13 protein-coding genes and 2 tRNA genes are annotated in these 13,570 nt (G+C 68.7%); 11 read left to right on the forward strand and 4 right to left on the reverse strand.

Annotated features, from left to right (window positions below):
- Nucleotides 1-5: 5 nt before the first annotated feature.
- On the reverse strand, nt 6-905 hold the full coding sequence (locus tag IE069_RS03180; RefSeq protein WP_189348665.1) for an acyl-CoA thioesterase: 900 nt from the start codon (nt 903-905) through the stop codon (nt 6-8).
- 111 nt (nt 906-1,016) lie between these two features.
- Here IE069_RS03180 and IE069_RS03185 point away from each other — a divergent pair, with 111 nt between their 5' ends.
- Nucleotides 1,017-1,685, forward strand: a complete 669-nt coding sequence (locus IE069_RS03185; protein WP_189348666.1) for a DUF8185 domain-containing protein — start codon at nt 1,017-1,019, stop codon at nt 1,683-1,685.
- A gap of 18 nt (nt 1,686-1,703) precedes the next feature.
- Here IE069_RS03185 and IE069_RS03190 read toward each other — a convergent pair whose 3' ends face one another.
- From IE069_RS03190 to pepN, 3 genes are all read right to left on the reverse strand, one after another.
- Nucleotides 1,704-2,120, reverse strand: a complete 417-nt coding sequence (locus tag IE069_RS03190; RefSeq protein WP_189348667.1) for a globin — start codon at nt 2,118-2,120, stop codon at nt 1,704-1,706.
- Nucleotides 2,117-2,623, reverse strand: coding sequence for an OsmC family protein (locus tag IE069_RS03195; protein WP_189348668.1), 507 nt, complete (start codon nt 2,621-2,623; stop codon nt 2,117-2,119). Before IE069_RS03195 ends, IE069_RS03190 begins: the two co-directional genes overlap by 4 nt.
- Before the next feature lie 81 nt (nt 2,624-2,704).
- The gene (pepN, locus tag IE069_RS03200) at nt 2,705-5,263 is read right to left on the reverse strand and encodes an aminopeptidase N (RefSeq protein WP_229790909.1); all 2,559 of its coding nucleotides are present in this window, start codon (nt 5,261-5,263) and stop codon (nt 2,705-2,707) included.
- A gap of 201 nt (nt 5,264-5,464) precedes the next feature.
- On the opposite strand from pepN, the gene IE069_RS03205 reads away from it, so the two are divergent.
- From IE069_RS03205 to IE069_RS03250, 10 genes are all read left to right on the forward strand, one after another.
- Nucleotides 5,465-6,541, forward strand: coding sequence for a lactonase family protein (locus IE069_RS03205; RefSeq protein WP_189348670.1), 1,077 nt, complete (start codon nt 5,465-5,467; stop codon nt 6,539-6,541).
- Nucleotides 6,542-6,593: 52 nt separating this feature from the next.
- Entirely contained in the window at nt 6,594-7,067 is a 474-nt protein-coding gene (locus IE069_RS03210; RefSeq protein ID WP_189348671.1) for a ribose-5-phosphate isomerase, read from the forward strand.
- Nucleotides 7,068-8,012, forward strand: a complete 945-nt coding sequence (locus IE069_RS03215; RefSeq protein ID WP_189348672.1) for an Fpg/Nei family DNA glycosylase — start codon at nt 7,068-7,070, stop codon at nt 8,010-8,012.
- Nucleotides 8,013-8,094: 82 nt separating this feature from the next.
- A tRNA-Gly gene (locus IE069_RS03220) sits at nt 8,095-8,165 on the forward strand.
- Nucleotides 8,166-8,306: 141 nt separating this feature from the next.
- A tRNA-Pro gene (locus IE069_RS03225) sits at nt 8,307-8,380 on the forward strand.
- Between the two features lie 85 nt (nt 8,381-8,465).
- Nucleotides 8,466-9,824: a trigger factor gene (gene tig, locus IE069_RS03230; RefSeq protein ID WP_189348673.1), complete on the forward strand. Its 1,359-nt coding sequence runs from the start codon at nt 8,466-8,468 to the stop codon at nt 9,822-9,824.
- Between the two features lie 226 nt (nt 9,825-10,050).
- Nucleotides 10,051-10,644 (forward strand): ATP-dependent Clp protease proteolytic subunit, encoded by a 594-nt coding sequence (locus IE069_RS03235; RefSeq protein WP_189348756.1) that lies wholly within the window; start codon nt 10,051-10,053, stop codon nt 10,642-10,644.
- Between the two features lie 50 nt (nt 10,645-10,694).
- Nucleotides 10,695-11,354: an ATP-dependent Clp protease proteolytic subunit gene (locus IE069_RS03240; protein ID WP_189348674.1), complete on the forward strand. Its 660-nt coding sequence runs from the start codon at nt 10,695-10,697 to the stop codon at nt 11,352-11,354.
- 147 nt (nt 11,355-11,501) lie between these two features.
- Nucleotides 11,502-12,797, forward strand: a complete 1,296-nt coding sequence (gene clpX / locus IE069_RS03245; protein WP_189348675.1) for an ATP-dependent Clp protease ATP-binding subunit ClpX — start codon at nt 11,502-11,504, stop codon at nt 12,795-12,797.
- Nucleotides 12,798-12,864: 67 nt separating this feature from the next.
- Entirely contained in the window at nt 12,865-13,476 is a 612-nt protein-coding gene (locus IE069_RS03250; protein WP_189348676.1) for a mycothiol-dependent nitroreductase Rv2466c family protein, read from the forward strand.
- Nucleotides 13,477-13,570 lie beyond the last annotated feature (94 nt).

The following is a 13,570-nucleotide window of genomic DNA, read 5'->3' on the forward strand; positions in this document are numbered from 1 at the left end:
TGAACTCAGGAGAAATCGGGCAGGCGGACCATGCCCTCCTGCGCCACGGTGGCCACGAGCAGGCCGTCCCGGCTGTAGATACGGCCCTGGCCCAGGCCTCGCGCTCCGGACGCGCTCGGGCTCTCCTGCACGTAGAGCAGCCACTCGTCGACCCGGACGCTGCGGTGCCACCACATGGCGTGGTCGAGGCTGGCGACGCTCATCCCCGGCGTCACCCACGAGACGCCGTGGCGGCGCAGGACCGATTCGAGAATGGTGTAGTCGCTCGCGTAGGCCAGGGCGGCCCGCTGCAGGGACTGGTCGTCGGGCATCGGGCCGAACGTCTTCAGCCAGACGGCGTTCGTGGGGGAGAGGTCGCCGGGGCCCGGGGCATTGACGTAGATGGGCTCTTGGACGTGGCGGACGTCGAACGGCCGGTTGAACGCCCAGTCCTGTGCTGCCGGATGGTCGATCTTGCCCAGGAGGTCGGCGGTGGTGGGCAGGGACTCCGGCGCCGGAATGCCCTCCGGCATGGGCTCGAAGTGTTCGAGTCCGTCGGCGTCGGCCTGGAACGACGCGATCATCGAGAGGATGGGGCGCCCGTCCTGGTAGGCGTGGACGCGGCGGGCCGAGAAGGACCGCCCGTCGCGCAGCTCCTGGACGCCGAAGGTGATCGGCTTCGCGGCGTCCCCGGGGCGCAGGAAGTAGCCGTGCATCGAGTGCACATGACGCCCGGCGTCGACGGTCTCGGCGGCCGCCACGATGGATTGAGCCAGGACCTGACCGCCGAAAACGCGCTGGTGCGGCTGCTCCGGAGAGCTGCCGAGGAAGATGTGCTCGTCGGTGCGGGCACCCTCCTTCGCGAGGTCCAACAGTTCCAGCAGTCCCGCGGAATCGCCGATGCGCACGATGGGTGGCTCCTTCACATTGAGCCCCGTCGGCTGTGCCCCGGGGCGGTCGATCTCACTTGACCCTAGCGGCACCGCTGATCGTGCTCAACCGAGCACAGGTGCTTCGTTAGATGGCAGGATGGTTCCATGCCTGCACCAGAGAACCCCATCGTGCACCTCGCCGACCCCGATTCGACCGCCGATCTGCGGACCTTCCTGGCCCGTGCGCGTAGCGTCCACGACGGCGACGTGTCCCTCGTGCTGCGGGGGGCGGCCATGGCCGTGTACGTGCCGGTCATCGTCCCGCAGGAACTGGGGGAGCCCACTCCGACGATCCTCGGCATGCGCGCGTTCCGCCTCGCCGAGCCCGCGGAGGGGACGGTCGTCTACCCGCTGGGAGCCCTCACCGACCGGCTCGCCAGGATGAGCCCGATCGAGACGGCCCTGCAGTTGCCGCCGGCGCAGTCCCGGGCCGCATGGGCCGGCATCCTCCCACCGGTCTCCGGGTGGTCCGAAGCGGGGGAGTACGACGAGGAGGCGCTACGCGCTGCGGCCGAGGCCGGAACCCGCGCCGTCGTCGACGCGCTGCCGGAGAACTCGGGACAGCCGGTGCTCGCCACCGTCCGATCGCGCATCTGGTCCAGCCCATTGGGAACCGGCGCGGTTCCGGAGCTGCCCTCGGGGGCCGCCTTCGGCGCCAAGACGCTCGGCTTCATCTCCGGCGACGGGACGGCTCGGATCCTCGCGCAGGGCCCGTGGCACCGCCTGTCCACGGCCGCCGGCCACATCCTCGTCCGCCGGGGTGCGAAGCTCTAGCAGCGGCCGCGACGTGCGCTACGCCAGGCGCAGCCCCTTCGAGTGGGGCTGGTCGGGCGTATTGACGAGAGAGTGGGCGGCGCGCTCCAGGTAGTCCCACAGGACCTCGTGCTGCAGGGGCGGCAGGTCCAGGGAGTCCACGGCCGTCCTCATGTGCGCTAGCCACGTGTCGCGGGCCTTCGAATCGATGGCGTAGGGCACGTGGCGCATGCGCAGGCGCGGGTGGCCGCGCTGTTCAGAGTAGGTCGTCGGCCCGCCCCAGTACTGCTCGAGGAACATCTGCAGCCGCTCGGCCGCCGGCCCCAGGTCCTTCTCCGGGTACATCGCCCGGAACTCCTCGTCGGCGGCGACGCCCTCGTAGAACTTCTCGGCGAGGCGGCGGAACGTCTCCTTGCCGCCGACCTGCTCGTAGAAGGTGCCCTCGTAGTCGCTCATTCGGTGTCCTCCGGTTCGGTGCGGTCCGTGCCGGCTTCCGGCAGGCGCGGTTCGTGGCGCACGTCGAAGTTGACGCTGCGCGCGATGAAGCAGACTCGGTTGGCCTGCTCGTGCAGTTCGTCGGCCAGCTCCCGCTGCGATTCGTCGGCGAGCTGCACCCGCGGGCGCAGCAGGGCGGACGCGAATTCTCCGCTGCCGTCGCGGTTGAGCCGCAGCTCGCCCTCGGCATCGTCCGTGTAGCCCGTCACGACGACCCCGTGCTTCACTGCGACGTGCAGGTAGGAGAGCATGTGGCACTGGCTCAGGGCGGCCAGGAGCAGCTGCTCGGGATTCCAGCGGTCGCGGTCGCCGTGGAACGTGGGGTCGGCGGTGCCGGCCAGATCCGGCAGGCCGGCGGCGCGGATGACGTGGTCGCGTCCGTAGGACCGGTAGCTGCTCGTCCCGGTCCCGCGTGCGCCGGTCCATTCGATCCCGATCTCGTAGCGGTGGCTGCTGAGGTTCATGCCTCTACGCTACGCGGAAACGACGGCGCCCGGCATCCGCGTGGTCCGGATGCCGGGCGCCGCCCCGTCGATTGGCCGGACCTAGCCGGCGTCCGCGGCCCGCGCCGCCAGCGCACGGACGACAGCGTCGCGGTTCTCGAGCATCAGCCGCCGCAGCGAGGACTCGTCGTCTCCGAGCCCGGCGAGGAACTCGTCGGTCCGGCGCAGCGTTTCCTCCGAGACCTGGGCGGCCGGGTACAGGCCGACGACGATCTGCTGGGCGATCTCGTGGCTGCGCTCGTCCCATACGCGCCGCACGTTCGCGAAGTAGTCGTCCGCGAACCCGGCGATCAGCGACGCGTCGTGGACACGGTTGAAGCCGGTGATCGCCTGCCGCTGGTGCGTGTTGGAGAGCTCGTCCCGGCGCACGACGGCGTCGAAGGCCTCCCGCTTGGCCGCTGCCGTGGGCACGGCCGCCCGGGCGAGCTCGGCCGCCAGCGCCCCGTTGGCGGTGTTGTCGGCCGCGAGGGCCGCGGCGATGTCGGCTTCGCCGGCGCGACCGCCGGACACGAGCGCCGTCAGGAGCTCCCAGCGCAGGTCCGTGTCGATCGTGAGCCCTTCGAGGACCGTCTCTCCCGAGAGCAGTGCCGCGACCTCGCCCAGCTGTGTGGCGGTGCGGGAGCGCAGGGCGAAGGCCTTGGCGAACTGGAGCTGGTGGTCCGACCCGGCCTCGGCCGTGAGCGCGAGCTCCCAGAGGCGGTCGCCGACGAACTCCGACAAACCGGGCGCGGCGGCCGGCGCCACGTAGTAGTCGAGGGTGGTGCCCAGTTGGCGCAGCAGGACCATGACGACCGACGAATCGGATTCGTGGGCGATGTTGTTCAGGATCAGCTCCACGTAGTCCCGCCCGCGCGTCTCGCCGTCGCGGGCGGCATCCCACGCGGATCCCCAGATCAGGGTGCGCGGCAGGGACTCGTCGAAGTCCTTGAGGTGCTTCACCGCGGCGGCGAGCGAGGCCTCGTCGAGGCGGATCTTGGCGTACGCCAGATCGTCGTCGTTGAGCAGCACGAGGTCTGGGCGCGGGCGCCCGACGAGGCCCGGCACCTCGGTGGACTCGCCGTCGACGTCCAGCTCCTCGCGGTGGGTGCGCACCAGCGCGCCGTCGACAAGGTCGTAGAAGCCCACCGCGAGCCGGTGCGGGCGGATCGTCGGGTGGTCCTCCGGCGCCGACTGGACGATGGCGAACGAGGTGAGCGTGCCGTCGTCGTCCGTGGTGAGCTTCGGCGTCAGCTTGTTGACACCGGCGGTCTCGAGCCAGAGCCGGCTCCACTCGGTCAGCTCGCGGCCGGAGGAGGCCTCGAGCTCGACCATCAGGTCCTTCAGCTCGGTGTTGTCGAAGGCGTGCTTGGAGAAGTAGGTGCGCACGCCGGCCATGAACTCCTCCTGGCCGACCCAGGCGACGAGCTGGCGCAGGACGGAGGCGCCCTTGGCGTAGGTGATGCCGTCGAAGTTGACCTGGACGTCCTCGAGGTCCGTGATCTCGGCGACGATCGGGTGCGTGCTCGGCAGCTGGTCCTGACGGTAGGCCCAGGCCTTCTCCATCGATGCGAACGTGGTCCACGACTGCGTGAACTCGGTGTTCTCGGCGGCGGCGAGCGTGGACATGAACTCGGCGAAGGACTCGTTGAGCCAGAGGTCGTTCCACCACCGCATCGTCACCAGGTCGCCGAACCACATGTGGGCGAGCTCGTGCAGGACCGTGATCGCGCGGCGCTCCACGAGCGCGTCCGTCGGCCGCGAGCGGAAGACGTAGTTCTCGAGGAACGTGACGGCCCCGGCGTTCTCCATGGCGCCCGCGTTGAACTCGGGGACGAAGAGCTGGTCGTATTTGGGGAACGGGTAGGCCGTGCCGAACTGCGCTTCGAAGAACTCGAAGCCCTGGCGGGTCAGGCGGAAGATGTTCTCGGCGTCGAGGTGCTCCATGATCGAGGCGCGCGCGAACACGCCCAGCGGGATCGTGCGGCCGTCGGAACTGGTCAGCTCGCTGCGGACCGACTGGTACGGCCCGGCGATGATCGCGGTGATGTAGGACGACATCCTCAGTGTCGGCTCGAAACTCCACGTCTTCGCGCCTTCGAGGGCCGACTCGGGGTCGGGGACCGGGGCGGGCGTGGGGGAGTTCGAGACGACGTCCCAGTGCCCCGGAGCGGTGACCTCGAACTGGAAGGCGGCCTTCAGGTCGGGCTGCTCGAAGACGGCGAACATGCGGCGCGAGTCGGGCACCTCGAACTGGGTGTAGAGGTAGACCTCGTCGTCGACCGGGTCCACGAACCGGTGCAGGCCTTCGCCGGTATTCGTGTAGAGGCCGTCGGCGACGACCACGAGCTCGTTGCGCTCGGCCAGATCGGGCAGCTGGATGCGGACGCCGTCGGCGACCTGCGCCGGATCGAGCGCGCGCCCGTTGAGCGTGACGGAGTGGACCGCGTCCGTGACGGCGTCGATGAAGGTCGACGCGCCGGGCGTCCCCGTGAACTCGACGGTCGTGGTCGAGCCGAAGATCCGCTCGCCGCGGGTGAGGTCGAGCTCGACGCGGTAGGTGTCGACGGCGACGAGGCCGGCACGCTCCTGCGCTTCGGCGCGGGTGAGGTTGAGACCGGGCACAATGCCTCCTTGGCAATAGGGGTTGTGAAGCAGTTGCTGAGTACCTGCCTCCAGTCTCTCACCTGCGGGCAGCGCAGACCAGAGGGGCGCGGGTTCAATGTGAAGCTTCGTCCACCATAGATCGCGCAGCCCGCATCGGCGCACGTAGGATCGATGTCGGCAGAACGCGCCCGCTGGCGCAACGATCACCGAGGAGACCTGATGCCCACGCATGACGCGGAAGCGAACGTGTACGACCTCTACATCGCCTGCGCCGGCGACGACCGGATCGACCGCCTGGCGCTCGACACGGCGTCCGGTGCGCTGACCGCCACCGGCGAGTCGTACCCGGCGCCGGGCATCCGCACGTCCGCCTACGACGCGGACCGCGGACTCTTCTACTCCGGTCAGTCCAGCCAGCCGGCCACGGTCCAGGTCCTGCGCCGGGACGACGACGGCGCCCTCGCCTCGGTCGCGACCGCCGAGGTCCCCGCCAAGTGCGTCAGCATCGCGCTCGCGCAGGACGGGTCGGCGGTCTACTCCGCCTCTTACCACGGTCACAGCGTGCACGGCCTGCCGCTCGACGCCGACGGCATCCCGGACCCTCCCGCCGTCGCCGGCGACGCACCGGGGGAGAAGGCCCACTCCGTGGTGGTCTCCCCGGACGGCGCCCACGCCTACGTGGCGTCGCTGGGCGACGACGTCGTGGTCGCCTACGCGGTCGACGGCGCGCGGCTGAGCGAAGTCTCCCGCGTGTCGAGCCCGGCCGGTTCCGGTCCGCGGCACCAGCGGTTCAACGCGGCCGGGGACCGCCTCTACGTCCTGCACGAGATGAGCGGGCTCGTCACGGTGTTCGAGCGCGAGGCGTCGACCGGCCGCCTGACCGGGCTCCAGCACATCGACGCGGTGCCCGACTCGCTCGACCTCGTGCCCGGATGGGCGCGGGACGGCAACACGCCCGTCCCCGGGCTCGACCGCATCTGGTGCGCCGACCTGCACCTGGCCGCGGACGGGCGTTTCCTGTACACGACCGAGCGGTCGACGTCGACCGTGACCGGGTTCGCCGTCGACGGAGACTCGGGCACGCTCACCTACGCGGGCACCTGGGAGACGGAGAAGCAGCCGCGAGGCGCCGCCGTCGTGCCGGGCGCCGGAGGGCGCGACTACCTTGTCGTCGCAGGCGAGGCGTCGGGAACCGTCGGTGCGCACCCGGTCGACCCGCAGACCGGGGCGCTCGGCGCCGCGGTGGGCGTCGCAACAGGTGCGGGTCCGCTGTGGGTCGAACCGGTCAGCCGGTAGGGTTGACTCGGTTTATCCGATGCCGCCACGACGCACCTGAAGGACACAGAGCATGCGAGTACACATCGCCACCGACCACGCCGGGATGGAACTGAGCGCCCACCTGGTCACGCACCTGACGCAGAAGGGCTTCGAGGTCGTCGACCACGGGCCGAGCGAATACGACGCCGAGGACGACTACCCGGCGTTCTGCATCGACGCGGCCCTCGCGGTCGTCGCGGACCAGTCGAATGGTGTGGAGGCGCGCGGCATCGTCCTGGGCGGCTCCGGCAACGGCGAGCAGATCGCGGCCAACAAGGTCGAGGGCATCCGCGCCGCCCTGGCGTGGAACCTCGACACGGCCAGGCTCGCCCGCGAGCACAACGACGCCAACGTGATCGCGCTCGGCGGGCGCCAGCACAGCCTCGAAGAGGCCACCGGGCTGATCGACGCGTTCCTCGCTGAGCCGTTCTCCGGCGCCGAGCGGCACGCGCGCCGCATCGGGAAGATCGCCGCCTACGAGGCCACCGGCGAGATCCTGCGCTAAGTGCCCGAGGGACATTCGATCCACCGTCTCGCCCGGCAGATCTCCGACGTCTTCGGCGGGCAGCGCGTGAGCGTCTCCAGTCCTCAGGGCCGGTTCGCCGACGGTGCGGCGCTGCTGGACGGGCGCGAGGTCATCGGCGCGAGCGCGCACGGCAAGCAGCTGTTCGTGCACTTCGGACCCGACGGCACGCACCACCTGCGCGTGCACCTGGGCCTCTACGGCGCGTTCAGCTTCGGCGGGGACGAGAGCTTCGCGGGCGCCTCGAGCATCGGGGCGCCGCGCCGGATCGGCGAGCGTGAAGTCTCCGCGGGACCCCGGGACGACGGCGGGGCGCCGGCCTACGCGGGTCCGCCGCCGCCCGTGGGGGCCGTGCGGCTGCGCATGGTCTCCGAACACGGCTGGGCCGACCTGCGCGGCGCCTCCGCCTGCGAAGTGCTGAGCACCCTCGAGATGGCGGGCGTGCGCTCCCGGCTGGGTCCGGATCCGCTGGCCGACGACGCTCTCGGCGACCGGGCCGCGCCGGGTGCGGTGCCGCCGTCGGGCCCCGGGGCGGAATTCGCCCGTCGCCTCGGGGCGACACGGACGATGATCGGCACCGCTCTCATGGACCAGGCGCGGGTGGCGGGCGTCGGCAACATCTACCGCGCCGAGGCGCTGTTCCGCGGACGCCTGGACCCGTGGCAGAGTGCGAACCGGCTGCGGCCCGAGCAGGTCGACGGACTGTGGCGCGATCTGGTGTCGTTGATGCGCGACGGCGTCCGCGACGGACGCATCATCACGACCGCCGCGGCCGACCGGCCGGAACCCGGCGCCGACGTGTGGCCGGAGCAGGCGTACTACGTGTACCAGCGCGCCGGTCAGGGGTGCCGGCGGTGCCCCGCGGACATCGCCGTGACCGAAGTGGCCGGGCGCAAGCTCTACTGGTGTCCCGGCTGCCAGGGGTGAAACGGCGGTCGCGGCGGATTTTGCGCGTGGCCCACCGCACTGCTAATCTCTTGCAGTCGGAGCCGGAAGAATCCGGTTTTGCGGGGATGTAGCTTAATGGTAAAGCCTCAGTCTTCCAAACTGATGACGCGGGTTCGATTCCCGTCATCCCCTCGCTATCGAAACGGCGGTCTACGGAAAAGTGGACCGCCTTTTCATTGCGACGGCGCGGACAGCCTCTCTGGCGGTTCCGCGCAGCGAGCGGAGAATTCGCGGATCCCTCCGAGGTCTGCGTAAACTTACTCGTGCACTGATCGGGGTGTAGCTCAGCTTGGTAGAGCGCGCGCTTTGGGAGCGTGAGGTCGCAGGTTCAACTCCTGTCACCCCGACTCTGACAGTCGGCCTTCCGGTGGCGGGAGGCTGACTGTGCGAACAGAGCCCCCACCCCCGATTCCATTTCAGGAGTACACCGCTGTGAAGAGCGCCGTCGAAAATCTCAACCCGACCCGGGTCAAGCTCAATGTCGAGGTTCCGCTCGCCGAACTGCAGCCGGGCATCGACGCCGCGTACAAGTCGATCTCCGAGCAGATTCAGGTGCCGGGCTTCCGCAAGGGCAAGGTCCCGAACGCACTGATCGACCAGCGCGTCGGCCGCGGCTACGTCATCGAGACGGCCGTCAACGAGTCCCTGAACGGCTTCTACCAGCAGGCGATGACCGAGAACGAGCTCACGCCGCTGTCCCGCCCCGAGGTCGAGATCAACGAGCTCCCGGGCCTGGAGAAGGACGCCGAGGGCGAGCTGAAGTTCGCGCTCGAGGTCGACATCCGCCCGACCGTCGAGCTGCCGGACTATGCCGGCATCGAGGTCGAGGTCGCCGCCGCAGAGGCCAGCGAAGAGGACGTCACGAAGGCTCTCGACGAGCTGCGCGGCCGCTTCGGCACGCTGAAGCCGGTCGACCGCCCGGCGGCGCACGACGATTTCCTGACCATCGACATGTCGGCCTCCGTGGACGGCGAAGAGGCCGACTCCGCAGCGGACCTGTCCTACCAGGTCGGTTCCGGCACGATGCTGGAGGGCCTCGACGAGGCCGTTTCCGGCCTCTCGGCCGATGAGGACGCGATCTTCGAGACCACGCTGGCCGGTGGCGAGCACTCGGGCCAGACCGCTCAGGTCAAGGTCCTCGTCAAGGCCGTCAAGGAGCGCGAGCTCCCGGAGGCGAACGACGACTTCGCCCAGCTCGCTTCCGAGTTCGACACCATCGACGAGCTGAAGGCGGACCTGGCCAAGCAGGCTGCAGAGTCCAAGGTCACCGAGCAGGGCGTCGAGGCCCGCGATCTGGTCCTCGAGAAGCTGGTCGAGATGATCGAGGTTCCGGTTCCGGAGTCCATCGTCGAGGAGCAGCTCGAGCAGCACTTCAACCAGGGCGAGCACACCTCGGGCGACGAGCACGACACCGATGAGCACCGCGCTGAGGTCCGCGAGAACGCCGGCCGCGCCTTCCAGAACGAGATCATCCTGGACGCCATCGCCGAGAAGGAAGAAGTCGGCGTCGAGCAGTCGGAGCTGATCGACTACATCGTCCAGACGGCCTCGCAGTACGGCATGGATCCGAACCAGTTCGCCCAGATGCTCGACGGCGCCGGCCAGGTGCCGATGATCGTCGGCGAGGTCCGCCGTCGCAAGGCGCTGGCCAAGGTCCTCGAGGTCGCCAAGGTGACCGACTCGGAGGGCAATGTCGTCGACCTGTCCTCGTTCGTCACCCCGCAGGGCGAGGACGAGGCCGTGGAGGGCGAGACCGCCGAGCCCGAGGCCGCTGAGGAAGCCGCCAAGTAGGAACCGCTTCAAGCATCGCCGGCCGTCGGGCCGGCCAGGTGGGGCCATCCGCGAATTCGCGGATGGCCCCACGGCGCTTTAAGAGGTGGCGGGCGGCTATGCGCCCACAGCGAACTAGCGCGGTCGCGGGTCTCAAACGCGGGCGCCAGGCAGTAATCTCGGAGACAAGTTCACCAACCGTACGGAGAGGTATTCGAGCATGACTGAGGAATCCCAGACCCCAGCGATGTCATCGGTCGACCCGGCCAACCGCGATGACTACATCTACAATCGGCTGCTGAAGGAACGGATCATTTGGCTCGGTTCCGAGGTCCGTGATGAGAACGCGAACGCCATCTGCTCCCAACTCCTGCTCCTCTCGGCCGAGGACCCGGAGAAGGACATCTACCTGTACATCAACTCGCCGGGCGGCTCGATCACGGCGGGCATGGCCATCTACGACACGATGCAGTTCATCCCGAACGACGTCGTCACGGTGGCCACCGGCCTCGCCGCCTCGATGGGGCAGTTCCTCCTCTCGTCGGGCACCAAGGGCAAGCGCTACGCGACGCCGAACGCCCGCATCCTGATGCACCAGCCGTCCGGTGGCATCGGCGGCACGGCTTCCGATATCCGCATCCAGGCCGAGTTGATCCTGCACATGAAGAAGATCATGTCGGAGCTGACCGCGGAGCAGACCGGCCAGACCGTCGACACGATCCTCAAGGACAACGAGCGCGACAAGTGGTTCACGGCGTCCGAGGGCCTCGAGTACGGGTTCTTCGACAACATCGCGGAGCACTCCGCGGCCGTCGCCGGCGGCGGCGGCATGAACCCCTAGCGCGGCCCGCGCCCCAGCCACACATCGACACTTACTTTTCAGGAGTAGAAATGAACTTCAACGGCTACGGTGCCGCCGGTGATATGCCGTCCGCTCGGTACATCCTCCCGCAGTTCGAAGAGCGCACGCCTTACGGTTTCAAGCGTCAGGACCCCTACGCGAAACTCTTCGAGGACCGCATCGTCTTCCTCGGCGCACAGGTCGACGACGCCTCGGCTGACGACATCATGGCGCAGCTGCTCGTGCTCGAGTCCATGGACTCCGAACGCGACATCACGCTCTACATCAACTCGCCCGGTGGCTCGTTCACCGCGATGACCGCCATCTACGACACGATGCAGTTCATCCGCCCCGAGGTCCAGACGGTCTGCCTGGGCCAGGCGGCCAGCGCGGCTGCCGTGCTGCTGGCGGCCGGTGCGCCGGGCAAGCGCCTCGCTCTGCCGAACGCCCGTGCGCTCATCCACCAGCCGGCGATGGGCGGTGGCGAGCGCGGCACGGCCTCGGACCTGCAGATCCAGGCCGAAGAAGTCATGCGCATGCGTTCGTGGATGGAGGAGACCCTCGCGTCGCACACGAAGAAGACCCCGGCTGAGGTCAGCAACGACATCGAACGCGACCTCTTCATGACGGCGGCCGACGCCAAGGTGTACGGCCTGGTCGACGAGGTCCTCGAGTCGCGCAAGATCAAGCCGCAGCAGGCCATCGACTAGAGTCGCAGGCGCCGAGGGGCGGATCGTGGATTTCCACCACGGTCCGCCCCTTCAGCCATTCTGCAGGTCGGCTGACTTACAGTTGGATGAGCGGTCCCGCGAGCGGTGCGGGGCAGACAGAGACAAGTACTAGGGGAGTAGGACTCGATGGCACGAATGGGCGAGAGCTCCGAGCTGCTTAAATGCAACTTCTGCGGCAAGAGCCAGAAGCAAGTGCGCAAGCTCATCGCCGGTCCCGGTGTCTACATCTGCACCGAGTGCATCGAACTGTGCAACGAGATCATCGAAGAGGAGCTCGTCGAGGTCGACGAGTCCGAGGAGTTCGACCTGCCGCGGCCGCGCGAGATCTTCGAGCACCTCAACGAGTACGTGATCGGCCAGGAGGCCGCCAAGCGCTCTCTCTCGGTGGCGGTCTACAACCACTACAAGCGTATCCGCGACGGCCAGTCGCAGCGCCCGGCCACGACGCTCAACGAGGCCGGCACCCCCCTCGACGACGTCGAGGTCTCGAAGTCGAACATCATGCTGGTCGGCCCCACCGGGTGCGGCAAGACCTACCTCGCGCAGACCTTGGCGCGTCGGCTCAACGTCCCCTTCGCCGTAGCGGATGCCACGGCGCTGACGGAGGCCGGCTACGTCGGCGAGGACGTCGAGAACATCCTGCTCAAGCTCATCCAGTCCGCGGACTACGACGTCAAGAAGGCCGAGCAGGGCATCATCTACATCGACGAGATCGACAAGATCTCGCGCAAGAGCGAGAACCCGTCGATCACGCGCGACGTCTCGGGCGAGGGCGTGCAGCAGGCGCTGCTGAAGATCCTGGAGGGGACGGTCGCCCAGGTTCCGCCGCAGGGAGGCCGCAAGCACCCGCACCAGGAATTCCTCCAGATCGACACCACGAACGTCCTTTTCATCGTGGCCGGGGCCTTCGCGGGGCTCGAGGAGATCATCGGCTCCCGCGCCGGACGCAAGGGGATCGGCTTCGGGGCGCCGTTGACGGCCCTGAAGAGCGAGGACGTCTCCTACGCCGACGTCCGGCCCGAGGATCTGCTCAAGTTCGGGCTCATCCCGGAGTTCATCGGACGGCTTCCGGTCACGGCGACCGTCGAAGAGCTCGACCGCGAAGCCCTGGTGCGGATTCTCACCGAGCCGAAGAACGCGCTCCTGAAGCAGTACCAGAAGATGTTCCAGATCGACGGCGTCGAGCTGCAGTTCGAACAGGCCGCGCTCGAGTCCGTGGCCCAGATGGCCATCGAACGTGAGACCGGGGCCCGCGGCCTCCGGGCGATCCTCGAGTCCGTGCTCGGCCGAGTCATGTTCGACCTGCCGGGCCGGGAGGACGTCGCGGAGTGCATCATCACCGCGGACGTCGTCGCCGGTACCGCGGAACCGACCCTGATCTCGCACCAGGTCGCGCAGAAGCGCCGCAACAAGTCAGCCTGACCACCACACTTTCGAGGTGCTCTCCGGAGACAACCCTCCGGAGGGCACCGCCGCGCAAGGAGTCATCATGAGTGAAACCACTGCAGTCGATTTCTGGTTCGACCCGATCTGCCCGTTCGCCTGGGCGACGAGTCGCTGGATCCTCGAAGTAGAGAAGGTGCGTCCGATCCGGGTCAAGTGGAACGTGATGAGCCTGTCCGTTCTCAACGAGGGCCGCGACCTGCCGGAGGACTACCGGAAGTCGATGGACAACGGCTGGGGTCCCGTGCGCGTGATCATCGCCGCGGCCCGGAAGCACGGCGAGGACGTCGTCGCCGATCTGTACACCGCGATGGGCGAGCTCCTCCACTACGAGAAGGTCGCAGACCGCAGCGACGTCATCAGGCGTGCCCTCGAGACGGTCGGGCTTCCGGCCGAGCTGGCGGCGGCGGCCGACTCGGACGAGTTCGACGACGCACTTCGCGCCAGCCATGCCACAGGCATCGAGCAGGTCGGGCAGGACGTCGGGACCCCGATCCTGGCCTTCAACGGGACAGCCTTCTTCGGCCCGGTGATCACGCGGGTCCCGAGCGGGGAGCAGGCCGGGGAGCTCTTCGACGCGTCGGTCAAGCTCGCGAGCTTCCCCTACTTCTTCGAGATCAAGCGCACCCGCACGGAGAGCCCGACTTTCGACGTCTAGGAACCGCAGCGCCGGCAAGCGAATGGGCGGCAACCCCCGCGGGGGTTGCCGCCCATTCGTGTTCACCACCGAGACGGGGTGGCCGGCGGGGCCG

The sequence above is a fragment of the Zhihengliuella salsuginis genome, assembly GCF_014651715.1.
Classification (GTDB): domain Bacteria; phylum Actinomycetota; class Actinomycetes; order Actinomycetales; family Micrococcaceae; genus Zhihengliuella; species Zhihengliuella salsuginis.